The organism is Enterococcus sp. 1001283B150225_161107_E12 (assembly GCF_015556925.1).
In the GTDB taxonomy this organism is placed as follows: Bacteria; Bacillota; Bacilli; order Lactobacillales; family Enterococcaceae; genus Enterococcus_B; species Enterococcus_B mundtii.
The window spans coordinates 13,210-35,885 of sequence record NZ_JADNNI010000003.1 but is presented as its reverse complement, the minus strand read 5'-3'; the positions used below and the strand labels follow the sequence as shown (position 1 = coordinate 35,885).

At 36.7% G+C, this 22,676-nt stretch carries 26 protein-coding genes; 4 read left to right on the top strand and 22 right to left on the bottom strand.

The genetic code is table 11. The features are described from left to right. Window positions 1-2 precede the first annotated feature (2 nt). The 12 genes from I2F89_RS03305 to I2F89_RS03250 form a co-directional block, all read right to left on the bottom strand. Window positions 3-905, bottom strand: a complete 903-nt coding sequence (locus tag I2F89_RS03305; protein WP_010734890.1) for a F0F1 ATP synthase subunit gamma — start codon at window positions 903-905, stop codon at window positions 3-5. Window positions 906-918: 13 nt separating this feature from the next. After that, entirely contained in the window at window positions 919-2,475 is a 1,557-nt protein-coding gene (gene atpA / locus I2F89_RS03300; protein ID WP_010734889.1) for a F0F1 ATP synthase subunit alpha, read from the bottom strand. A 22-nt stretch (window positions 2,476-2,497) separates the two neighbouring features. Next, window positions 2,498-3,040, bottom strand: coding sequence for an ATP synthase F1 subunit delta (atpH, locus tag I2F89_RS03295; protein WP_086334967.1), 543 nt, complete (start codon window positions 3,038-3,040; stop codon window positions 2,498-2,500). Then, complete coding sequence (gene atpF / locus I2F89_RS03290; RefSeq protein WP_010734887.1) at window positions 3,027-3,551, bottom strand: F0F1 ATP synthase subunit B; 525 nt, start codon at window positions 3,549-3,551, stop codon at window positions 3,027-3,029. The genes atpH and atpF overlap by 14 nt, the downstream gene beginning before the upstream one ends. A gap of 91 nt (window positions 3,552-3,642) precedes the next feature. Then, a complete protein-coding gene (gene atpE, locus I2F89_RS03285) occupies window positions 3,643-3,858 on the bottom strand; it encodes an ATP synthase F0 subunit C (protein WP_010734886.1) in 216 nt (71 codons plus the stop codon). A 49-nt stretch (window positions 3,859-3,907) separates the two neighbouring features. Beyond that, window positions 3,908-4,627, bottom strand: coding sequence for a F0F1 ATP synthase subunit A (gene atpB / locus I2F89_RS03280; RefSeq protein WP_010734885.1), 720 nt, complete (start codon window positions 4,625-4,627; stop codon window positions 3,908-3,910). Window positions 4,628-4,928: 301 nt separating this feature from the next. After that, complete coding sequence (gene smpB, locus I2F89_RS03275; RefSeq protein WP_071866745.1) at window positions 4,929-5,393, bottom strand: SsrA-binding protein SmpB; 465 nt, start codon at window positions 5,391-5,393, stop codon at window positions 4,929-4,931. Window positions 5,394-5,426: 33 nt separating this feature from the next. After that, entirely contained in the window at window positions 5,427-7,790 is a 2,364-nt protein-coding gene (rnr, locus tag I2F89_RS03270; RefSeq protein ID WP_195513482.1) for a ribonuclease R, read from the bottom strand. Between the two features lie 2 nt (window positions 7,791-7,792). Then, on the bottom strand, window positions 7,793-8,539 hold the full coding sequence (locus tag I2F89_RS03265) for an alpha/beta hydrolase (RefSeq protein ID WP_086334968.1): 747 nt from the start codon (window positions 8,537-8,539) through the stop codon (window positions 7,793-7,795). Between the two features lie 202 nt (window positions 8,540-8,741). After that, window positions 8,742-8,978: a preprotein translocase subunit SecG gene (gene secG, locus I2F89_RS03260; RefSeq protein WP_010734881.1), complete on the bottom strand. Its 237-nt coding sequence runs from the start codon at window positions 8,976-8,978 to the stop codon at window positions 8,742-8,744. Window positions 8,979-9,178: 200 nt separating this feature from the next. Next, entirely contained in the window at window positions 9,179-9,454 is a 276-nt protein-coding gene (locus I2F89_RS03255; protein ID WP_019724263.1) for a GNAT family N-acetyltransferase, read from the bottom strand. A gap of 90 nt (window positions 9,455-9,544) precedes the next feature. Next, window positions 9,545-10,510: an alpha/beta hydrolase gene (locus I2F89_RS03250; RefSeq protein WP_177187660.1), complete on the bottom strand. Its 966-nt coding sequence runs from the start codon at window positions 10,508-10,510 to the stop codon at window positions 9,545-9,547. Between the two features lie 359 nt (window positions 10,511-10,869). Between I2F89_RS03250 and I2F89_RS03245 the strand changes: the two genes are divergently transcribed. Continuing rightward, a complete protein-coding gene (locus I2F89_RS03245) occupies window positions 10,870-11,844 on the top strand; it encodes a nucleoside hydrolase (RefSeq protein ID WP_074799565.1) in 975 nt (324 codons plus the stop codon). Between the two features lie 6 nt (window positions 11,845-11,850). After that, a complete protein-coding gene (locus I2F89_RS03240; RefSeq protein WP_074799566.1) occupies window positions 11,851-12,429 on the top strand; it encodes an ECF transporter S component in 579 nt (192 codons plus the stop codon). 164 nt (window positions 12,430-12,593) lie between these two features. On the opposite strand, the gene I2F89_RS03235 is transcribed toward I2F89_RS03240, so the two are convergent. The 8 genes from I2F89_RS03235 to I2F89_RS03200 all read right to left on the bottom strand — a co-directional run bounded on the left by I2F89_RS03235 (window position 12,594) and on the right by I2F89_RS03200 (window position 18,417). Next, window positions 12,594-13,214: a sugar O-acetyltransferase gene (locus tag I2F89_RS03235; RefSeq protein WP_010734876.1), complete on the bottom strand. Its 621-nt coding sequence runs from the start codon at window positions 13,212-13,214 to the stop codon at window positions 12,594-12,596. 99 nt (window positions 13,215-13,313) lie between these two features. Then, a complete protein-coding gene (locus I2F89_RS03230) occupies window positions 13,314-13,640 on the bottom strand; it encodes a hypothetical protein (protein ID WP_074799567.1) in 327 nt (108 codons plus the stop codon). A gap of 3 nt (window positions 13,641-13,643) precedes the next feature. Next, a complete protein-coding gene (locus I2F89_RS03225) occupies window positions 13,644-13,937 on the bottom strand; it encodes a hypothetical protein (protein ID WP_074799568.1) in 294 nt (97 codons plus the stop codon). 13 nt (window positions 13,938-13,950) lie between these two features. Then, window positions 13,951-15,525, bottom strand: coding sequence for a cutinase family protein (locus tag I2F89_RS03220; protein WP_195513479.1), 1,575 nt, complete (start codon window positions 15,523-15,525; stop codon window positions 13,951-13,953). Then, window positions 15,518-15,835 carry a hypothetical protein gene (locus I2F89_RS03215; protein ID WP_019723972.1) on the bottom strand — a complete coding sequence of 106 codons (318 nt, stop codon included), beginning with the start codon at window positions 15,833-15,835 and terminating at the stop codon, window positions 15,518-15,520. Before I2F89_RS03215 ends, I2F89_RS03220 begins: the two co-directional genes overlap by 8 nt. A gap of 335 nt (window positions 15,836-16,170) precedes the next feature. Next, window positions 16,171-16,563: a hypothetical protein gene (locus I2F89_RS03210; RefSeq protein WP_229078039.1), complete on the bottom strand. Its 393-nt coding sequence runs from the start codon at window positions 16,561-16,563 to the stop codon at window positions 16,171-16,173. Between the two features lie 149 nt (window positions 16,564-16,712). Next, the gene (locus I2F89_RS03205; protein ID WP_115358055.1) at window positions 16,713-17,036 is read right to left on the bottom strand and encodes a hypothetical protein; all 324 of its coding nucleotides are present in this window, start codon (window positions 17,034-17,036) and stop codon (window positions 16,713-16,715) included. A gap of 478 nt (window positions 17,037-17,514) precedes the next feature. Further along, complete coding sequence (locus I2F89_RS03200) at window positions 17,515-18,417, bottom strand: PBECR4 domain-containing protein (RefSeq protein WP_195513475.1); 903 nt, start codon at window positions 18,415-18,417, stop codon at window positions 17,515-17,517. A gap of 443 nt (window positions 18,418-18,860) precedes the next feature. Between I2F89_RS03200 and I2F89_RS03195 the strand changes: the two genes are divergently transcribed. Further along, on the top strand, window positions 18,861-19,037 hold the full coding sequence (locus tag I2F89_RS03195; protein ID WP_169823217.1) for a hypothetical protein: 177 nt from the start codon (window positions 18,861-18,863) through the stop codon (window positions 19,035-19,037). 209 nt (window positions 19,038-19,246) lie between these two features. Further along, window positions 19,247-19,654, top strand: coding sequence for a hypothetical protein (locus tag I2F89_RS03190; RefSeq protein WP_071866731.1), 408 nt, complete (start codon window positions 19,247-19,249; stop codon window positions 19,652-19,654). Between the two features lie 46 nt (window positions 19,655-19,700). On the opposite strand, the gene I2F89_RS03185 is transcribed toward I2F89_RS03190, so the two are convergent. Further along, window positions 19,701-20,768, bottom strand: a complete 1,068-nt coding sequence (locus I2F89_RS03185) for a WxL protein peptidoglycan domain-containing protein (RefSeq protein WP_195513473.1) — start codon at window positions 20,766-20,768, stop codon at window positions 19,701-19,703. Between the two features lie 206 nt (window positions 20,769-20,974). After that, a complete protein-coding gene (locus I2F89_RS03180; protein WP_161641854.1) occupies window positions 20,975-22,438 on the bottom strand; it encodes a helix-turn-helix domain-containing protein in 1,464 nt (487 codons plus the stop codon). Window positions 22,439-22,676 lie beyond the last annotated feature (238 nt).

Sequence of the window (22,676 nt, the reverse complement as noted above, 5' to 3'; positions counted from 1 at the left end):
TGCTATTCTAGTGCCGATGCTCCGGCAACAATTTCGGTAATTTCTTGGGTGATCGCCCCTTGTCTTGCACGGTTATAAGAAACCGTCAGATCATCGATGATGTTCGCAGCATTATCTGTTGCGGTTTTCATTGCAGTCATTCCCGCGGCATGTTCTGCCGTTTTCGCATCGACGATCGCACCATAAATCAAACTTTCGGCATATTGCGGCAACAGTTGAGTCAAGATTTCTTCTTTTGAAGGTTCAAAAATATATTCTTGCTCAAAGCTTTTCGCTTCTCCCGGATCTAAATCTGAAATAGGTAACATTTTTTCTACACGAAATTGACTAGTCAATGAATTGATATGATGGTTATAACATACATACAATTCGTCAAATACTTCATTTTGATACATGGTCGTTGCCATGTTCACGATTTTACGAACTTCATCAAAGCTAGGTTGATCAGACAAATTGCGCAGTTCATACGCTAAGTTGATGTCACGAGCTTTAAAGAAATCCGCTCCGGTACCACCAATGGCGATCATGACATATTCATCTGGTGATTGATGGTCTTCTTCCAAGATGGACATGGTCTGTTTCAATATGGAACTATTGTAGCCACCGACTAACCCACCATCAGCTGTGATCACGATATAACCGGTTTTTTTAACTGGTCGACTGATCAGCATACTATTATAATTGACATCCCCTCTTGGATTAGCCGAAGCAATGTCAGTTAATTGTGTTGCTGTTAGATGCGTAACGATTTCTCTCACCTTATTGGCATAAATCTGGAACTTCTGTGAAGAAGCTTCAGATTTTGTCAATTTAGAGGCTGAGACCATTTGCATGGCACGAGTGATTTGGCTCGTTTTTTTCGTTGACGCGATTCGTGTCTTGATTTCATTTAATGAAGCGCCCATTCATCTCACCTCACTATGCATTTTGAATGGATTTCAATTTGTCTTCTGTTGAAGAATTATTTCCTTTTGTTGCCATAAAGATATCTTTGTACTCTTGAATTGCTTGGTTCAACGCTTCTTCTTCAGGAAGATCTTTCGTTGTACGGATCGTTTCAAAGAGATCTGCATGATTTGTCTCAAGATATTCAAATAACTCATGTTCAAAATCTAAGATGCTATCTACAGGGATACTGTCTAAGTAACCGTGTGTCAATGCATATAAGATGACTACTTGTTTTTCCACTGCAAGAGGTGCATGTAATTTTTGCTTCAAGATTTCTACTGTACGACGACCACGATTCAATTTCGCTTGTGTCGCCGCATCTAAATCAGAACCAAATTGGGTAAATGCTTCTAATTCACGGTAACTTGCTAAGTCTAGACGCAATGTTCCGGCAACTTTTTTCATTGCTTTGATCTGTGCTGAACCACCAACACGAGAAACTGATAACCCTGCATCTACGGCTGGACGAGTTCCCGCATAGAACAAATCACTTTCTAAGAAGATTTGTCCATCAGTGATCGAAATGACGTTTGTTGGAATATAAGCAGAGATATCCCCAGCTTGTGTTTCAACAAATGGTAAAGCAGTCATTGACCCTCCACCTAGATCATCACTTAATTTTGCTGCACGTTCTAACAAACGTGAGTGCAAGTAGAAAACATCCCCTGGATAGGCTTCGCGGCCTGGTGGGCGACGAAGTAATAAAGAAAGCTCACGATAGGCAACAGCTTGTTTAGATAGATCATCAAAAATGATCAATACATGTTTGCCGTTATACATGAATTCTTCACCCATAGCTGTTCCAGCATAAGGTGCGATGTATAGCAATGGTGCAGGTTGAGAGGCTCCCGCATTGACTACGATCGTATAATCCATTGCGCCATATTTTTTCAATGTTTCTACTTGTGTACGTACCGTTGAATCTTTTTGTCCAATGGCTACATAGATACAAATCATATCTTGACCTTTTTGGTTGATGATCGTATCGATTGCAATCGATGTTTTCCCTGTTTTACGGTCACCGATAACTAATTCACGTTGTCCACGTCCGATCGGTACTAACGCATCGATCGCTTTCAACCCTGTTTGCATTGGTTCGTTGACTGATTTACGTTGCATAACACCAGGTGCCATCGCTTCAACTGGACGTGTTTTGTCCGTCACGATTTCTCCTAGCCCGTCAATGGGTTGTCCTAATGGATTGACGACACGTCCGATCATTGCGTCCCCTACAGGTACTTCCATGATCTTTCCTGTGCGTTTTACTTTATCCCCTTCACGAATGGATTCAAAATCTCCTAAGATAATGATTCCGACATCATTTGATTCCAAGTTTTGTGCCATACCATATGAACCGTTCGAAAATTCAAGTAGTTCACCACTCATGGCATTTTCAAGTCCATGCGCACGTGCGATTCCGTCACCAACATAAGTGACTGTACCGATTTCTTCGACTGAAAGCACGTTTTCATAATGTTCAATTTGTTCTTTAATCAAGGCACTAATTTCTTCTGCTTTGATAGCCATTCGATTCACCTACCTCTTTGTACTATCTATTTAATTGATTACGCAATTTTTCCAACTGCGTCCGAATGCTTCCGTCGATCACTTGATGATCTGCTTCTACAATTGCCCCACCAATGATCCTAGAATCAACTTGTTGCTTCAATTCGACCGTTTGATAGTTCATTGTTTTAGCGACATTTTCTTCAAGTCTAGTCAATTGTTCCGCTGAAAGTGGGACTGCTGTAGTCACACTTCCTAGTAACAAACCATTATTTTCATTGTAACGATGTTCATATTCGTCGATCATCAAAGGTAGATCGTTCATCCGATTGTACATGAACACGACTTCTAAAAAGTTTTTTACGATTCCTTGATAACCACTGACTAATTTGTCCATGATCAATCGCTTTTCATGCGGTTCCAACCGAACATCACTAAGGATACTCCCTAATTCAGGAACATCCGCATAGATTTTACGTAGACTAAGAAGTTCTTGGTAAATTTCTTCTGTATTATTTGAATCGATCGCCAGTTCAAATAATGCTTTTCCGTAACGTCTACCTACTGTATATTTATCTAGTTTCATTTGACGAACCTAGACCTTCGATATATTGATTGATTAAAGATTCGTGCATTTCTGGAGATAATTCTTTATTCAAGATTTTTTCCGCGATTTGAAGAGAAAGTTCAGCTACATCGTCTTTCACTGAGTTCAATGCCGTATCACGTTCCATCGTGATATCCGATTGGGCTTTACTTTTTAGACGAGCAACTTCTTCTTGCGTCTCCTTCAAAATATTTTGGCGGCTTAATTCTCCACTTTCTTTCGCATGTTTGATGATATCCGCAGCATCAGAGCGAGAAGCCAACAATTGTTGCTCACGTTCTTGTTCTAATTTTGCTGATTTGATGCGAGATTGTTCTGCAGAATCTAAATCATTGGCGATCTTATCTTCACGTTTTTTCAAAATATCGCTGATCGGTCCCCACGCAAAGTGTTTTAATAGGACCATTAATATCAAAAATGAGCCGCTGACAACGATGATATTACCTAACATCGGATTGCCAACTTCTGCAATTGCCAATTGATTCAGCATAGGTTAGCCTTCCTTTCTCTGAGAATCCAGTTTTCTTAGATTGCGTATTTAAGATAGCTTTTTTGACTATCGCGCAACCTGAGCATTTTTATTACACACCAAAAACTAGGATCAAGGCGATAACAACACCTAGAATAGGAACGGCTTCGACTAAGGCTACCCCAATAAACATCGTTGTACGTAATTGACCTGACATTTCAGGTTGGCGTGCCATTGATTCGATTGTTTTAGAAATTACTTGACCATTACCGTAACCAGCTCCGATAGCTGCCCCTAAGATTGCGATTGCTGCTGCGATATAATTCATAATTTACTTCCTCCTAAAATAGTTTAAATAGTAATTAAATCTAGTTGTTTTACTCTTCTACTTCGATTTTGTGACTCATATATACCATTGATAAAGTGACAAAGACAAATGCTTGGATGCTTCCGATAAATAATGAGAACGCGATCCAAACCATCTCTAACGGAATTGCTAAAGGCAATGAGAACCAGCCTAAACTTGTCATCATTTTTGCGATTAAAGTTAGCAATACTTCTCCCGCATAAATATTCCCATAAAGACGTAAAGCAAGTGTTAACAAGTTTGTGAACTCTTCGATCACCTTCATTGGAAACATAAAACTATAAGGTTTTAGGAACGAGTTGACAAAGTAACCTTTGAAACCGAGCTTCTTCACCCCGAATAGATGAGTAAGTGTGATCATAATAAATGCCAATGTTAAAGTTACAAACGGGTCTGCTGTCGGACTTTTCCAAAGTGTCGTTTCGCTAGGTAAGACGATTTTTGTAACTAAACCGATATTGTTCGCAACAAAAACGAAGAGAAACAAGGTAAATGCCAATAAATGAAAATTATTCAATTCTTTTCTAGGCACATTATCTGTAACGATCCCTCGTGTAAAATCAATGACCCATTCAAGTGCATTTTGCTTTCCAGTTGGCTTCATCTTTAGATTTCTTGTAAAGAAGTAAACTAAAAAGAAAACGATCAAACAAGTTAACAACACCATCAAACAAACAGTCCCATCAAACCAAACCGGTCCAATGTGGAACGTTAGCGAGCGTTCATCCAATCCATTTCACCTCTTTTCCCCGAATTTCACATAAAATCAATTTCATGTGTGTATCTGGTTTTTCTTTATCGGTTTCTAACCAAACGGTATCATACCACCACGAAATAGAAATTTCAAAGGATTTTCATGAAAATTAGACACTTTTTTATTTCAGTCTAAAAATCAGCAAAAACATGGATGATATGATGCCTGGAAACTCAGAAAAAACCTGTGATAATCATGTTTCATCAGATTAAATGCTAACAAATTTTATCATTAAGTAAATCTAAAAGCACCGAATATGCGAAAAAGGATAATGAAATTATCTAGAGAAATTTTTTAATGTACGATCAATTTGTCGATCCACATCTTTTCGCTTCAGATCTTCTCGCTTATCATACGATTTTTTCCCTTTGGCCAATCCGATCAAGACTTTCGCATAGCCATTTCGGATATAGACTTTCAAAGGAACAATCGTGATTCCGGTATTTTTTGTTTCATTCAATAAACGCGCAATTTGCTTTTTATGCAATAACAACTTTCTAGTTCTTAGTGGATCATGATTAAAGATATTCCCTTGTTCATAAGGGCTGACATGGACATTATGCAAAAAAGCTTCGCCGTTTCTCACACGAACAAATCCATCTTTTAAGTTGATACGACTATTGCGAATAGATTTGATCTCTGTACCTTGTAAAACCATTCCTGCTTCCATTGTGTCGATGATCGAATAATCATGGCGAGCTTTTTTATTTTGCGCAATCAGTTTTCCCTCGCCTTTTGGCATTGGACATTCCCCCAATTCATTTCCATTTTTTATTTATTTTTTCTTTTTCTTCTTGGTGACGCCTTTGTAAAAAGGTTTTTTCCCTTTTTTCCCATTTTCTTTTTTTGGACCATATTTACTATCGGCTTTTTTCGGACGTTTTTTCTTGTCCGTTTGCCGTCCATTTGAATGTTTTGAAGAACCTCTATTTGCTTCTTTTCTTCTTCCTTTTGGCGCTTCCAGCGGTGCCAATTCCTCTGCGGAGACTAATTCGAAATCAACTGCTCGCTCAGTAGGATCAGCCTTGACTACTTTCACTCGTACTTTTTGTCCGATCTTGAATGTTAATCCTGTCCGCTCACCAACGAGCGCTAGATGGTTTTCAATGTAGTGGAAGTAATCTTGTTTCAATTCATTGATATGGATCAAACCTTCTACTGTATTTGGCAGTTCGATGAATAACCCGAATTTCACCACAGAGCTGATGATCCCATCAAATTCTTCTCCCACTTTATCCATCATAAACTCGGCTTTCTTCATTGAGTCCACTTCACGTTCTGTTTCAACTGCACGTCGCTCCATTTTCGAGCTATGATCGGCAATATCAGGCAGTGCATTTTCCCAATGCGTCTGACTGCTTTCACTTGGATCTTGACCATATGAACGAATTAAACGATGCACGATCAAGTCTGGATAACGACGGATCGGTGACGTGAAATGTGTATAGTACTCTGCTGCTAATCCGTAATGGCCAAAATTATCCTCAGAATAACGCGCTTGTTGCATACTTCTTAACAACATGGTATTGATCACTGCTGACTCCGGTTTTTCTTCAACATCTTCGATCACTTTTTGTAAGTCCTTAGGTGTGATCGTGCCCTTCGTTCCTTTGACTAAAATCCCTAAAGCAGATGCAAAATCAAAGAAGCGTTGCATTTTCTCTTCTTTTGGTTGCTCATGGATACGATAAATAAAAGGGAAATTCGCACGTGAATAATGTTCTGCCACCGTTTCATTGGCTGCCAACATAAAGGATTCGATCAAACGTTCTCCTACACCACGACTCCGCAAGAGGATATCTTGAGGGTGACCTTCTGGATCAACCATGATTTTGGCTTCACGATCTTCAAAAGAGATCGCACCACGACGAATACGCATCGTCTCTAAGATCTCATGCAACTCACCCATCGCTTGAAACATAGGAACCAATGAGTCATAGCGAGCCATAGTTTCTTCATCTTGCTCTTCTAAGATCTGATTGACTGCTGTGTAAGTCATTCGCTCTGTTGTTTGGATCACACTTGGAAAAATCTCATGAGAAATGATTTTCCCTGTTGGGTCGATCTCCATTTCACAACTCATTGTTAACCGAGGAACTTTAGGATTCAACGAACAAATCCCATTTGATAAACGTTGCGGGATCATCGGAATCACACGATCAGTCAAATACACACTTGTTCCCCGCTCATAGGCTTCACGATCTAATTGGCTACCTTCTGTCACATAGTATGAAACATCGGCAATGTGGACGCCTAAAAAGTAATTTCCATTATCTAACTTTCTAACTGTGACTGCATCATCTAAATCTTTGGCATCTTCGCCATCGATCGTCACGATCAACTGGTCACGTAGATCCCTGCGACCAATCAAATCTTTGTCGCTGATACTATCCGGTACAGCATCTGCTTCGCTTAATACATCATCCGGAAACTTGGTCGGTATCCCATTGGCTACGACAATCGATAAAATATCCATGCCAGGATCATTCTTATGACCAATGACTTGTTTGATGATTCCTTCTAAACTCGTTGCATAGCTTTTTTCTGGATAATGGGTCAATTCGATCAGCACGATACTTCCGTCTACTGGACGAACGCCTTCTGCTGCGGCGTACACTTTGAATTGATTCATTTTTTTATCTTTTGGAATGACTACTCCATAAAGATCCGTTTCTGCCATTTCATCTTCTGTATAGGCGATGAACTCTCCGGCAATTTGTGTGGTTGCGCGTTGACGAATCTCAACGACCTTTCCTTCGGCTCCACGATCCGAAAAGGCATCCGCCGTTTTGACGATATCGATTGCAACAGTATCCCCGTCCATCGCATAGCCAGTCGCTTCTTTGGGGATATACACATCATCTTCTTCAGGATCGATCGTAACAAACCCAAATCCTCGCTCATTTGCGCGGAACGTTCCTTCAATCAAAATGGGTTGAAGTGGCAGTTTGATTTTTCCTTTTTTGGTAAATACGATACTTTGTTCTCTTTCCATCTGTGCGATGGTTTGCACTAGTAATTTAAAATCTTCGCTTTTTTGAAAGCCAAGACCTTCAGCGATTTCTTCCATCGAAAAACTTTTCTTACGACTGCTTTCAATAAAGAAAATGATTTTTTCTTTTAATGTTTCTTTTGTCATTATTATTCCTCATTCCAAGGTAAGTTCTCTAGAAAATCCAATACATCCTTTTCAAACACTTTTCTTGCTATTCCTACTGTGATCACATGCTTACTTTCTGGATACCAGTGTAAGGAAATGTCAGTATGCGCAAGTTTTTTTGCTGTCTCGTAGACACCATAAGGATCAATCATTTCATCTTGACCCGCTTGAGCCATGAATACTGGTTTTTGGATATCTGATAACTTACTTTCTGTTATTGCTGCTTGTTCTTGAATATCTGTTAATTGTTGCTGTACTCGTGGCCGAAAGCTTTCGACTTTTTGTTCGATCATCGACTCCGATTCACCGGCAATTTTCAAGACCTGGCGTACATAATTCTCAAAATTCTCCGGCACATGATTTTCTACTGGAGAAATTGGCGAACAAAAAAATCCGCCTCCTATCATCGGAAATTCTGATAATGCTCGGACTGCAAAAATCCCGCCCATCGATAATCCTAATACGGCGATGTCAGAAAATCCCTCATCGTAGAGAAACTGGATCGCTTGTTTCGTGTCTTGCCACCACGTCTCAGCGTCCTGTTCTAAGATCTCATTTGGAGCAAGCGTGCCATGTCCTGTAAACATTGGGGCATAGACCGAATAGTTTGATTTCTCTAAAAAACGGGCTAACATCCGTACATCATTTGGACTACCTGAATACGCATGCAGTAAGAGGATTGCACGCTTCCCATGTTTTTCATAAATAGGTTGTGGTAGACTTTTCATTTTATTCACCTCATTAGCCTTATTTTACCATAGTTAGCAAATACCTTCTTATATAACGGTTCTTTTTCTATTCAACAAAAAAGGTCTGGGAGCATTTCGTTTCCCAGACCTTCTATTTTTTTGAACAATCGATGAACCATCCGTGTATCCTCAAAATCTAAATGAAGCAAATGATCACTTCTGATCATTGGTTTCGAACGATTTATTTAGAAGATAAAAATGCAAGTACGAATAACAGAATCATCCATACAGCGCCCATAACAGCTGTCGAGCGTTGCATTACTGCTTCAAATCCACGTGCTTTTTGCTTTCCGAATAATTGATCTGCGCCACCTGTAAATGCACTTGCTGCACTATTTTGTTTGCTTGGTTGCATCATGATCGCAATGACCATCATAATCGAGATGACAATGACGATCCCTAAAATAATATTATACATCAAACAGCCTCCTTTCTCAAAATATCGTCCTTCTAACTTTATCACATAACACGTCTTGTGACAACAGTGTTTCATAAGATGGCCGATGTTTTAAAGAACATTTCTTGGCTTTTTCACATCGATTTTTTTGCAGGTTCTGTGACAAACGATACCCCTGTATCCTCGTCTATAATCAATGCTTATTTGATAACCATTGGCGCTTATTTACGCCAAACATCATGATATTCAGCTTTTCTCTCAAACTCCGCTTTTGCGTAGGGACATAACGGAATCACTTTTCTGCCAGTACGTCTGGCTACTTCCACTCCTGTAGCAACCAATTTTTCTGCTAATTTCTGTCCACGAAATGCAGGATCAACAAATGTATGATCAATGATCATAATATCAGGACCAGCATCCGACCACGTCATTTCTCCTATTTCGTTTTGTTCATCGTCCAATAACACTAAGCGATTCTTTTCTTCTTTGATTTCCATCATTTCACTCTCCCAACCCTAAAATAACGAACAGTTTCTTTATTCAATTTGATTTTACCAGTCCTATTTTTTTCAAACAATCATTTGTACTTATAGACCCACTCTTTGCTTAATGAATGAAAAAATCACTGTCCAGTAGGTCTCTGGATCTTTACTTACTGCTTCTAAATGTTCTGCTCCAGGCACTAGCAGTAAAGCTTTATCTCCTGCCGTGGCATTTTGGATCGTATAAGCTGCTTCCATCGGGACAAAATGATCATGTTCACCATGGATGATCAGAACGGGTAAATGATTGCTCCCTAACTGTCTCGTTGCTGATGCCTGTTTCAAAGAATAACCTGCATATTTTTGCGCGTAACGATTCGCATGTCGCATAATGATTTTTTTTGGAAAAACCGTCAATTTGCTTAACATATAACGAAATTCTGAATAAACGGATACAAAGCCGCTATCAAGAATCAATCCTTTGACAGCACTCGGCAACTTCTCTCCACTAGCCATCATGATCGTAGAAGCACCCATTGAGCCTCCATGTAAGATGATCTTAGCCTCTGGCTCTCGTTGCAAGATCTCATTGATCCAGAGTATCAAATCTAACCGATCCAACCACCCCATCCCAATGATCTCCCCTTCACTTTCCCCATGAGCACGCAAATCAGGGATCAAGACATTGAAGCCTTTTTCTGCATACTTTTTCCCGATATAAGACATGTCTTTTTTCCCTGTGCTGCGATAGTCATGGACACAGACTACCCATTTACCTTTGTTCGAATAAGTAGAGAACATTCTACCCTTCAATTTTAACCCCTCTTGACTTTTGGTCGTTATGGGTTCTCCTTGTTGCCAAAAATCTTCTGCTAGATCTTCTAAACGTTGGCGTTGTTCTTCGACTGTCGTCAAAGAGGCAGGGTCCATGAGTTGATGGCCTGTTTCTTCATACCAAGCATAACCACGTTGTAATCCAGTTTTGATCAACTTCTTTGCGTACAGATAAGCAATAAAATGATAACTACCGATCATTAATAACATAATTAATAAACTATAAAAAACAATCACTTGCATCCCACACTTTCTACTTGGTGATTGAAACAAAAATTCAAGTATGCTAAATGGTGATCTATCTTTCTCCTACGTATTTCAACGTTCATTTCTATTGTACCACGTTCTATCAAAGAGACAGACAGTGAACCATTGATCTGCTGTAATTTTAAAGACCTTATTCCTTACAAACGATCTTTTTTTCCTACTTCTAACACTCATAAGAGATAATGAATTGTTTGCATAACATTTACATTCTTCATAAAAATAAGTATACTAATGCCGTGCATTGGAATCAAGGGTTGACCCCTTGGACTGGTTCGGAAACTTCCCAGGATAAAAAACTAAGTGTCTCTAAAGAAAGGAGATTGGAAATAATGCGAAAAGTTATTATTGATTGCGATCCCGGTATCGATGATACATTAGCGCTATTGTTTGCATTAAAATCACCAGAAATCGAAGTTGTCGCAATCACCACCGTTTGTGGAAACGTCCCCGTACATTTGGGAACTGAAAATGTGATCCGTTGTTTGGAACGTTGTGACCGTTTAGACATCCCTGTCTATCAAGGTTCTGCAACACCACTCAACACGCCATTTATCAGCGCTCAAGATACTCATGGCATGGACGGTCTAGGGGAAACGAACTTCCCATTAGTAACAGACAAACAAGCCGAAACGATCCACGCTGTTGATTTTTTAGCGAGTTATTTTGCTGAACAAAAAGATACTTCACTGATCGCGTTAGGGCCACTAACAAATATCGCTTCTGCTTTACAAAAGAATCCACAAATAGACAAACACATGGATCGATTTGTTTCGATGGGTGGCACGTATAAAAGCCACGGCAATTGTTCACCTGTAGCAGAATACAATTACTGGTGTGACCCTGATGCCGCAGCTTATGTATTTGAACATCTTGGTCAAATGATTGAGATGGTTGGTTTAGACGTGACACGAGAAATCGTCTTTACACCAACGATCCTAGAATATTGTTGCCAACTCGCGCCCGAAGAAGGCAATTATTTAAAAGCAATCACACGCTTTTACTTTGACTTTCATTGGCAACAAGAACGCGTCCTAGGTTGTGTCATCAATGACCCTTTGGCAGTTGCGTATTTCATCGATGAACAACTATGCCAAGGATTCACTAGCTATACTGCTGTTGAAACACAAGGCATCAGCCGCGGACAAACCTTGGTTGATCGTTATGATTTTTGGCAGAAAAAACCAAACAGTCTAATCATGACAGATGTAGACACCTCTCTTTTTTTCCGGAAGTTTTTAGCCGTTCTTTTACATGCACAAGAAGAATTGATAAAAAATGATCTGGAAAGATTAAAGATAGGATGAAAAAAGATGACACAAAAGAAAATCACGACAAGAATGATCACAATCATGGCACTAAGTATCGGAATCAACTTTCTCGGTGGAACGATTGCTTTATGGCTCCGTTTACCGATTTATCTTGATTCGATCGGTACGATTTTTGCAGGAGCTTTACTCGGACCAATTCCTGGGGTTTTGACAGGATTAAGTAGTAGCTTACTTAGTGGCGTGACGATGGATATGTTCTCTTTGTATTATTCCCCGATACAAATCATCACTGGGTTATTAGCGGGGTTGATTTTACCACAGAAATTACAGGCCCAAGGTTTGAAGAGTAGACTTTCATTATTGGCATGGACGTTTGTCCTTTCAGCTCCTGGAACCATACTGTCATCGATCATCACGATCCAATTATTTGGCGGTATCACTTCATCAGGTTCAAGTGCCATTGTCCAACTTCTTTACGGATTAGGACTAAACCAAGCAGCGAGTGTCACGATTGTTCAAGCAGCGACAGATTACTTAGATCGACTGCTATCGGTCCTTGTCGTTTCGCTCGTTGTGTTGAAATTACCAAACCAAGTAGTGGCAAAGACAAGAAATCGTTGATGAATATTTGTACTATAGCTAATCACTAAATGCAAAAACCCGAACGTCGAATCAGTTTCTCTCATCTCTATGAGAAGGAACTGATCCATCGTTCGGGTATTGTTTTTTATCCAAAAGTTTTTGTCTCTTGTTTGACTGAAAGAAACTTTCCTAAAGCCAGCATGCTATCGTTCCATCAACAAGGCACTATCCTGGACTTTAATATTTTTTTCTCGATCTTTATACGTAATCGGTCGGATCACTTTACACGGATTCCCTGCCGCGATCACATTTTCTGGTATATCTTTTGTTACGACACTTCCTGCCCCAATGATGCTATTTGCACCAATCGTCACCCCTTGAAGAACATGGACTCCCGCTCCTAACCAAACTTTATCGCCAATATGGATCGGCTTCGCATAAACGACATGATCAGCACGTTCAAATGGATCTTCTGCATGATTGGCTGCATACAAACCAACCCTCGGCCCTACGTAAACATCATTTCCGATCGTCACCTCATGACAATCAAGAATGATCATATCATGGTTCAAATAAACATTATTTCCTATAGAAATGTTGAAACCAAACTCACATTGAAAATTCGACTCGATATAGACATTCTCACCCATTGAAGCGAATAGCGCCCGCAAAATGGGGTATTTATAATGATTTTCTGAATTCACGAGAAAATTGTATCTCCTGCATTGTCTCAACGCATGATTTCGTGCGTGTACTACTTTAGAGTCCATATCATCGTATGGTAATCCTGTATTAGTTATCTGTTTCACATCATCTTCGCTCATCTTTCTCCCCCTATTATCTTATTTGCTTACATGTATTATAACAGAGAGTCTATTTTCTATAAGGATGAGAGATTTGTGAAAGATCGTGACACTTTTTTTCTAGTAATTGGTTTCGTGAATTCGCTCTATCTCTTTTCGATAGGATCTTGTTAATTCTTGCTCTTTTTCTTCTAATTGTCGTGCATAGTTTTGAGCCGTATGGATCAGTTTACGATCTATTGCCTCCATTTGATGAAAGAATTGTCGGTTATCCCAATGATCATTCTTCGTCAAATACATGATTTTTTGTACCAATTGACCTGTTTCTTTCCTAAAGTTTACTAACTGATGATCGATTTCTTCTTGTTGACCGTGTATCTGACGTTTGTTTTGATAGAATTGCGCCTCTAAATCTTGTAGTTTACGTTGTTTCTCTACTGTCCCCATTCTTTACCCCCTTTTCACAGGTGTGACCAATGTTGGTTGTTTCATTTGTTTGACATACTCTTCTGCTGCAACGGCACTTTCCCCTTCTAAAGCACCTTTTAAAGTAGACGGTAAGCCATTATTTGTTTGTTGATACATTCCTTCTGAGATCTCTTTTAGGGATTCGATCGAAGTTAACTTGGCCTGAGCGATGCGACTTTCCTTTGCAAGGATCAGTGCTTGTATGGCTACTCGTTCCCGTTCCTTTTGTTCTTGTCCAAGTCTTTCAAGAAATTCTTGTAATTCTCTATCTTCCATGGATAAACTCCTTTCACTTGTTTTTGAACAAATTATTTCCTGCTTGTCTGTCATACTCTGTAAGATGATTTGCTACTACCGCCAGTTTATTACTAAACTCCTCCAGCTTCTCTTTATATTGTTTCACTTGATTCGTATTTAATGCGGCTTGCCCGCTATCCCATAAATTATTTATTTCATATGGTGAAACCATCTCTTGTACTTCCCAATAAGTCAAATAGTTTTTGATTGCTCCCGCACCAGCCAATAGTTCTTTTGATATTGCCGTAATCTCATCTTCAGATTCTTTTTGTGCATTTTTAAAGATGATCTCGTACTCTTCGCCTATATTTTTTGCCTTTCGGATGATCGATTGAACTAACTCCGATTGTAAAGTGATTTTTTTAGAACCTGAAGCATTAGAAATTCTTTTATGTAATTCGTTGACCGTCTCGTTCCATTCACTAGCAACTTTTGCCTCTGCAATAATCTTGGCATATTCTTTTTCGAAATCTTTATATTCTCCAGATAGCAATAGTTTTATAACTTCGGTAAAAGATAACCCACCTTCTGGTTTTTCTTTTACTACACGAGTCAAATATTTATCGATCAAATGGGAAACCTTGATCCCCGCAGCAAAAATGTAGCCATGTTCCTTCAAATTAGCTTCCTGAAGTGTACCATCGGGATTTATTTGAAACTGTCCAAAGTCATGGCTAGAACCGTTTTGATCTTCCATATCAAACGTCGTGTTAAAAGATTTCGGTAGTAAGTAACGAACATTCCCGATTTCATCTACCCCAGACTTATTTCTATTCAACATGGAAACAATATCAAAAGCATTGACGTAATAGTCGATTTTCCCATGCTCTTCCAACTTCTGGATATTTTTTTGTGCCTGTTCCGACATTCTATTGATACTTTCACGTGCATCAGGGCCTTGAAACAAAACCACTTTGTCGATTTTCGCAATATCTTTTTCAGGAAGATTCGCCACAGCCTGAATCGACACCATCGTTCCCAGAGAATGACCTGTGACAGACATTGTAGCATGAGGTGCTTGTGTGGTCATTTCCGTTATCTTCTGGTGCATGGCTTGATTTGCTAATTTTGCTTGCGGAATATAAGCATTTTTTGTTGTAAATGCCTGGTTATTATGCCACCAGTCATTAAGATTCAAATTACTTGAAGAAATACCATCACTGCCTCTAGTAACAAAGTAAGTGTGTTTGGTCTCTATAGAAAGCTTAGGGGTATCCGTCACATAATAAGCATTGAAACCAGCTTTCTCATCCGTCAATAGACCTTGCTTATATGTGTTTTTTACATAGCTCTGTATTTCATAGCCTCCGTTTACTTTCGGCACTCGGATGTTTCCTAACTCCTTGACTGTTTTGACGGTGGTGTCGGGTTGGAGGTAGACTTTGCTTAAATCATTTCCATGAGCATCTTTTGCATTTGGGAAATTGAATTTAACAGAATTATTATTGTCTAGTTTCTTTTTTTTACTAAAGCTAAGCTCTTCATAAGGAAAGTTAATCTCACGACCTGTATAAGATCTTTGTGCAAAATTAGCATATATATTATTTGTATTTTCTAAATCAGACATGATGTTCTCCCTCATAATTTATTTTTTGACCATAATGTAAAGTTGACATATCAGGTATATTGTTTTTATTTAATTTTATATCAAGCCTGAAATCCATATTTGGCTTATTATTTACGAATCCAAAAATTTGAATTTTTTTACCTGCACCACTAGGAAGACCATTTCCGATAACCACTTGATTAACATTGTTCCAATCATAATCAATCGCTGTTACTTTTTTACCTTCAGATTGGTTAATATATTCTGTCATTTTACTTTCATGCTCTTTCAAAAAAGCAATTTGGTTCTCTTTTTCTGTTGGTTGGCTCATTCTATTCACTCCTATCGTTATCAAAAGCACTAATAATACACCTATACTTACTGAAATCAACCATCGCTTCTTTCCCAATTGATTATTCCCCCTTCCTCGATCTTCCAAATTTTGGATTTTTTGTATATGTTCAGGCATTCTATCAATACTTTCACGTGTATCAGGGATTTTTTTTACAAAACAGCGTTTTTGATTTTAGCAATATTTTTATGCTAGATTCATTTTTATATGTATTTTTACATAGCTTTACATTTCATATCTTTCTTTACTTTCGATATCGTATTGTTTCATATTCTTTTACTGTTTTTAGAGAAATCTTGTCAGAATTCTCTAATTTACTCATAAATTCTCCCCTCTACATATAAAGAGCTTAAAAGTCTTATAGTATCAAGTTCAGGCATTTTTTTATCATCAACTCCAAAACTTAGAATGAAGTTTGACTCTTCGATATCATTGAATCTCCCATTAATGGTAAATAATTTTCCAGCGCCCATAGGTGTCCCATTTCCTATATCATCAACTCTTACACTATCCCATTCATACTCAACACTTTGAATCTTTGCATTTTGAGATTTCACATACTCTGTCATTTCTGCTTCATGTGCCCTTAAAAAAGCTACTTGTTTTTCTCTTTCTGTTGGCTTGCTCATCTTCTTCACTTCTATCGTTGCGACAAGCATGAATAATATACCTAAACTTAATGGAATCAACCATTTTATCTTTCCCAATCGATTATCCCCTCGTTCTTTGTTCCTTCAATTTATAAGATCTTTTGCGTACATTACTTTTTTAAATTGATCCATATGTAAATCTTTTTGGGCATCCTACAAGCGCACATTTCACTATATCAACAGATAGATTAAAATTCTCTTCAAAATCAGCCATCTCTGTCATCCTGAATATTAGAATAGATAGGATCATTTAAGACTATCAATTCACTTATTTTATTTAATTTTTTTACATCAGTTTTTACCCTAAGTACATAACCCCAATTGTTATACTCTGATTTTGAACTGTCGCTAATATCAAACTTAATAATCAATGCAGGTTTAGAAAATGAAATATCTGTTTTTACTGCTGTTGTCTCCCAATCAAATGTAATTTTCCCATCTTGAGAACTATAACTTTTTATATACTTCATCATTCCCTTTTCATGTGCTTTTAAAAAAGTAATATGTTTTTCTTTTTCTGTAGGTTCCAATATGTTTCTTATTCCTAAAATACTCAATAATGTTAAAAACGTAATTATTCAAACCACAATGATTTTTTTCTCACTATTTACTCTCCTAACCACTACTTTCACTCACCTCAAAAATCGAATCGCTCTTTCTATATATGTACGCAATCTATGTTAGCTACTTTTATTTATGCCCTTATTTGACTATCCATTATAACGCTTTCATAAACATTATAACAAACTATAATCTATCCTTGGATAAAAACCTGATTAGATAGATTATGTTACTTAATTTTTAGAGTCAACAGATTATCTACGAAATATGTCATATATCAATAAATAACTATAAAAAAATGAAGTCAGAGACTGATACAGTCTTGGCTTCATTTTCTAGTTAATTTTATTTGAAAAATATGTATACTGAAACGGTTATCTTGCTTCTACCTAAATAGCAAGATAGTCAAAAATAATAAATAAGTTTATGAGTCTTTTGATTAAAGAGTTATTTTCTTTTTTTCTTTTTCTTTCTCAATGACCTTTCCGCTTGGAGATACTTTGAATAGTCATCATGCCTTATTTTCTTCCATTCTCCATTGGGTAATCTTTCGTACTCAATGATTTTTGAACATCTATATACATTTCTAAAGGAGGTATTATTTTGTGCTTCATTATCTTTTTTTAAATTAAGACAAGTGCGAGGTACTGAAAATTCAGGATTATCATGATATAGTCCTAGTCCCAAAAATATTTTATGTATACTTAATGTGTTGGTCATGGGTATAGTTCTAAGTATTCCATATTTTCCAACTCTAACATTGTCAGTTTTAATGTCTTTGATATATTTAAGAACTGACATTTTATCTTTTACTTTAGCTAAACTTTCAACCCAGCATTTTGAAAAGTCCAGTTTATTCGATTCAAAATCACGATAAAAATTTAAAGCAAAACTGGGCTGATTATATAAATGTACAGTATGTCTCTCGTTCAATGCATAATAATTAATTCCAAATAAATGCATAATACTTTCTTTAGGTACGCATAAAGAGATTTTTTGCTGTCTCTCTTTTGCTCCCGCTTTAAAAAAGTAATCTATTTTTCGATGTACAAATTCCTCTTGAAAAACTGTAAGTAAAGAAATCATTGTCTGGCAAAACAAATGAAATTCATTACTCTCGGTGAATAACTTAGATAATTGATAGGTTTTCACAAATTTTTTTGAATATTCCATTGTAACCTCTCTTTCTTTTCTATTTAATTTGTAATTAGTAAAAAAAGCGAACATGCAGACTGCACATTCGCTTTTCCAGTTCTCTTTTAAGGGTGCTTGTTTTTGATAACTTTGTATCAAGGCTTCTCCTAAGCCTATGTTTAAATACGTGATATCGTAAGTAAACACTTCATTCATTCGTAACAAGATTACCTTCGCTACAAAATAAGGATTACATTTAAGTCAGCACCCATTGACTTTGAAAGTAAGATTTTGATGAATGGCTCTTTCATCACGTCAGATAACTGATACCCTTTCAGGCAAGAAAATACATTCTTCAAGAATTCCAATCAAGCCCATGAATTCTCGACTTCTTTCAAAAATATAATACCACAATTTAATCGCCTCTACAAATGAGTTGTAATATTAGTCGGGTACGTCCATACTAAACCGAATAAATATGATGCTATAATTTACCTTAAAACAAATACTAAATAAATATGAACCTAGATCAATGCTTTTACTTTATCATTTTCAATCAGCACATATATCAATAATTTGACAAACTACAATCAACTAAATATTATTCTCCTGTAGTTAGTAAAACTTGCGTTAACCCATTCTACTTGGGGAGGATAATTATGCTAAGAAAAACAAGACTAGTAGTTGGTTCTATTGTTCTATCAATTTTAGGTTTTAGTCCGATGCTATTATCGGTCGTTCAGAAAAACAACGCCAATGGAGATATCAAATTAAACCCAAAGTATTATGATCGGTCAGAAGAGCCTCTGTTTATTTGGGAAAATCAAAAAGAATAAAGCATTGTTTGTTTTGTGGACGATACCAGACATGTCTTGGTATTGTCTTTTTTGATATGGATGTGTCCTTTACTGTTTGATGTATTACATAATAAAGTAAATAGGCTATAATGAAGTTGACCACCTCTTTTTTAACAATAAAAAGCCTGTGTATACATATTAAAACTCACTATATTCATTACTCAAACATCATTCGGAGGTGACCTATCATGAAAAACCAACTCGCTTTTAAATTTTTACCCAAGTTATGGACTTCTATTTTATATCTTGTGGTGATTGCTATTGGCTCATTCATGTATTTATCAAAGTATTGGAATGTTACGATTTTCACCTCTATCTATCCTGATTTTTATCTTCATATCTCAAACTTTTCAATTAGTTTGATTTTAGGTTTGATTCCATATTTTTGGTTATTGATGGGTGTAAAATTCAATTATGTAGTCATCTTTTCTTTACTCTTACTCGTAGTAAATGCGCTCTGTGAAACTGTCTTAGGGTTCATAAACACACCTGATCTTATTGATATGTGTTTTGGCTTTGTTGGTACTGGAATTTCTTTCCTGACATTGTTAATCATTCATACATTCGGACTTTTACCTAATAAAGAAACCACATAATTTTTCAAAGATCATCTGGCTGAAATGAAAAACGAGAATCGAAGCCTTAGCTGTCGATTCTCGTTTTCTTATATTTAATATAAAGTATTACACTTGTGATGATCAACAGAGCAGAAAAAACAAGCAACAAACCGATCACCCAGATATTACTGCCTTGATTGACGATAATCTTGTTTGAACCACCTGTTTCCTCTATCAACCCTGCCAGCTCTTCTTTTGTATAATTAAATTTAGTTACTTTTTCTTTGCCATCAACAGTTAGGATAAACTGATATTCCCCAAACATCAATTCTGCATCACTAACTAACGGTAGATTTAGCTTTGTTTTAGTCATTGGAGTCAATGCAATTGAGCTTTCTTCAATTTCTCCTTCAGAAATGATATCCCCGTTTGGATTGATTACTTTGTATGAGCCGCTTTCCGCAAAAGTTACTGTAGGATCATTATTGGCTATATAGTAATCAAGCCTTATCGCATCCTGTGAGCTCACAAACTCAAACTCATCATAAGTTTGTTCTTTTTCAGCCTCTAGTTCATCCATCTTGAGATGAAATAGAATTACTTTCTCATAGACATGAACGATATCTACAGCATCTTCATGACTTTCTTCACTTAATGTTTGAGAGAAATTCACCCCACCTAAAACTTCTCCATCAAGTTCCTCAGTCACATTGATCAAAATTGCTATCGTTTCACTTTGTTTCGCTTCAACTTTGATTTTCCCGTCTTCTAGTTCGCCATCAGCATTAGTTATCTTCACGTATTTACTAAAGTCATACTTTTCATCTAAAAGATTTTCTGTATTTTCAACATAAGTGACACTTCCCATCGTTGATATAGCAACCGATGGATAGACAGTAACATCTAAGTCCTTGTCACCTATATTTGTAATCGTAGCAGTGAACTCATAGTTCTTATTAAGTTCTGGAGTATACTGCAGATAGCTATCTCTGATCTCATATTCTTTGGGTTGCACATCCACTAGGATCGATGCAGTATCTTCCTCGGATGCCTCTACTGGTTGTATGTAAAAAAAACATCCCATCAATAAAACGAAAATAAGCGAACAGAAGTCAACTAACTTGTATTTTTTGGCTTGGCTATTTTTTGTCATTATTTCTCCTATTCATTTACCTATCAAGTATCTTGAATCTCTATATTTTGTTCTTGATCATTCTTATTCCTCTTTTTTACAACAGTATTTATCCTATCATCATACTTTGTATTTTGATTCATCAGAATGTTTCACTTTTCCCTGATCAAATTGAAAAGAATAAGTTTCCTTCGAAATTTTTTTATTATTTATATTTATTAAATTTATTACTCTAACTTTAAGATAATTCTTGCTTGGACAATTGCGTTTAAATTGTCCCAATGATCCTTATTGTGAATGTCTCTAAAAAAAGCAAAATCTTGGGACTCTTCGTGGTACACAATCCCATCAGACACCAAAATATCTGCATCAGTTAAGTCAGAAGTGAAATGAATGATTTTTTTATTAAATATCGTTAGTAATTTACTTTCGATAACTGGTACATATTCCGGATGATGCAACATCGAAATAGCAATTGTCACTCTTTCATTGTTTTGTATAGGCAAATAATACGAAAGAATATGTGCTAACTTGTTCGCAAATATTTGACTATCACCAACTTGAAAATTCCTGTTTTTGACTATTTCCAATAGTAGCTGCTTCACTTCATGGATTCTACTATTTGGACTATTTTGATTAGCCACTCCCTTTAAATTCTCGAAGTAAATATTTTTGTATGCCCAACTATTGATGACACTTTCATATAAAATCACATGTTCCACATCAGAATTTATCTTATATTTTTCTGATAATATTTCGACGACATTCATAGAAAAATCAACAATTTCATTATTTCTATGTTCTTTGAATTTTTTGCCTAAGACTATCTTGTCTTGTCTGCTTGTCGTTTCAGGGATGAGAAGTTGTCTACAAAAATAAAAGAATGCAACTTCTTTTTCTCTATCTTCTATGTTTCGCGTTGGTATCAACTTTGTTAGCGAGTCCTCTTCATACAGTTCTTTCATATCAGCGAATAGTTCTGTCGCTGTTTTGTCCAAATCTTGTATGATATACCCACGTGACACAGCATTTTCAAGTATCGAGAATAGAATGTCATGCTTTACTTTCGTCGTTTTCAACCTCTCATACTGTCCACCTACTAGTTCAATATTCACTCTTGTTTGGCTATCAGCGAAAACATTATAGGCCATGATTTGTACTAAGTAATGGTACGTTCTGATAGACATCTCATTACCTTCCAAAGAAATGGATTCAAAATTACTATTAATAGTTATTGGTATTTTTTGATAATGAAAGATATCTTTCAGTCGGCTGATCAATTTGTAGCTATAAGACTTACTAAACATCAACTTTTCGGAAATATCGACTACCCGAGTTTTTCGGTGTTTCAAGAGATAGATCAATAATTGGAAATAAGGTGATTCATTAAAAAACTTTTTTTTCAAATTAACAAATACTTGAAGCAACAGTTCCTGATTAAAGCCTTCGACTAAACCAATCGTCCCCTTTTCTAGTAAAAAGAAAGATGAAAATGTGAAATTCAATTGTTCGAAGTTTTCTTCGAGTTCAACCAGTAATATTTTCGTTTGATACATCGTTAGGTTCAATCGCTCACTTAATTTATTTAATGACAAATATTTTTCTGTCACTAGAACCGTAAACAGTTGCAACATCTCGTTTTGTTTTTTTGTTAAGTAACGGCTACTGAACGTATCCATTATATATTCCATTTCTTCTACCAACCTTCATTTTAGAGGATTCTATACTAAGAAGAATTCATTTAGTCAGAATGTTTTATTTTTTATTTTCAGTGAACTCTATCGATGTCTCCTAGTTCACTCGCATGGCTGTTGTATTAGTCTTGCCTGTACATTTTGACTTAATTACTAAGGTAGTGAAGCTTTGATCATGTATATTTGTCTTTCTACTAAATTATTATCTAAACACTTTCACTTATTTCTAATAAAT

What these genes read in the sequence shown, in the direction of transcription:
- secG (WP_010734881.1), bottom strand. Translation starts at nt 8,978, where the DNA reads ATGTATAATATTATTTTAGGGATCGTCATTGTCATCTCGATTATGATG.
- I2F89_RS03240 (WP_074799566.1), top strand. Translation starts at nt 11,851, where the DNA reads ATGACACAAAAGAAAATCACGACAAGAATGATCACAATCATGGCACTA.
- I2F89_RS03220 (WP_195513479.1), bottom strand. Translation starts at nt 15,525, where the DNA reads ATGTCTGATTTAGAAAATACAAATAATATATATGCTAATTTTGCACAA.
- atpF (WP_010734887.1), bottom strand. Translation starts at nt 3,551, where the DNA reads ATGCTGAATCAATTGGCAATTGCAGAAGTTGGCAATCCGATGTTAGGT.
- I2F89_RS03235 (WP_010734876.1), bottom strand. Translation starts at nt 13,214, where the DNA reads ATGAGCGAAGATGATGTGAAACAGATAACTAATACAGGATTACCATAC.
- I2F89_RS03190 (WP_071866731.1), top strand. Translation starts at nt 19,247, where the DNA reads ATGAAAAACCAACTCGCTTTTAAATTTTTACCCAAGTTATGGACTTCT.
- smpB (WP_071866745.1), bottom strand. Translation starts at nt 5,393, where the DNA reads ATGCCAAAAGGCGAGGGAAAACTGATTGCGCAAAATAAAAAAGCTCGC.
- atpE (WP_010734886.1), bottom strand. Translation starts at nt 3,858, where the DNA reads ATGAATTATATCGCAGCAGCAATCGCAATCTTAGGGGCAGCTATCGGA.
- I2F89_RS03200 (WP_195513475.1), bottom strand. Translation starts at nt 18,417, where the DNA reads ATGAATGAAGTGTTTACTTACGATATCACGTATTTAAACATAGGCTTA.
- I2F89_RS03255 (WP_019724263.1), bottom strand. Translation starts at nt 9,454, where the DNA reads ATGGAAATCAAAGAAGAAAAGAATCGCTTAGTGTTATTGGACGATGAA.
- I2F89_RS03230 (WP_074799567.1), bottom strand. Translation starts at nt 13,640, where the DNA reads ATGGGGACAGTAGAGAAACAACGTAAACTACAAGATTTAGAGGCGCAA.
- I2F89_RS03245 (WP_074799565.1), top strand. Translation starts at nt 10,870, where the DNA reads ATGCGAAAAGTTATTATTGATTGCGATCCCGGTATCGATGATACATTA.
- I2F89_RS03185 (WP_195513473.1), bottom strand. Translation starts at nt 20,768, where the DNA reads ATGACAAAAAATAGCCAAGCCAAAAAATACAAGTTAGTTGACTTCTGT.
- I2F89_RS03305 (WP_010734890.1), bottom strand. Translation starts at nt 905, where the DNA reads ATGGGCGCTTCATTAAATGAAATCAAGACACGAATCGCGTCAACGAAA.
- atpH (WP_086334967.1), bottom strand. Translation starts at nt 3,040, where the DNA reads ATGAAACTAGATAAATATACAGTAGGTAGACGTTACGGAAAAGCATTA.
- I2F89_RS03225 (WP_074799568.1), bottom strand. Translation starts at nt 13,937, where the DNA reads ATGGAAGATAGAGAATTACAAGAATTTCTTGAAAGACTTGGACAAGAA.
- atpA (WP_010734889.1), bottom strand. Translation starts at nt 2,475, where the DNA reads ATGGCTATCAAAGCAGAAGAAATTAGTGCCTTGATTAAAGAACAAATT.
- I2F89_RS03180 (WP_161641854.1), bottom strand. Translation starts at nt 22,438, where the DNA reads ATGGAATATATAATGGATACGTTCAGTAGCCGTTACTTAACAAAAAAA.
- I2F89_RS03215 (WP_019723972.1), bottom strand. Translation starts at nt 15,835, where the DNA reads ATGAGCCAACCAACAGAAAAAGAGAACCAAATTGCTTTTTTGAAAGAG.
- I2F89_RS03265 (WP_086334968.1), bottom strand. Translation starts at nt 8,539, where the DNA reads ATGAAAAGTCTACCACAACCTATTTATGAAAAACATGGGAAGCGTGCA.
- rnr (WP_195513482.1), bottom strand. Translation starts at nt 7,790, where the DNA reads ATGACAAAAGAAACATTAAAAGAAAAAATCATTTTCTTTATTGAAAGC.
- I2F89_RS03195 (WP_169823217.1), top strand. Translation starts at nt 18,861, where the DNA reads ATGCTAAGAAAAACAAGACTAGTAGTTGGTTCTATTGTTCTATCAATT.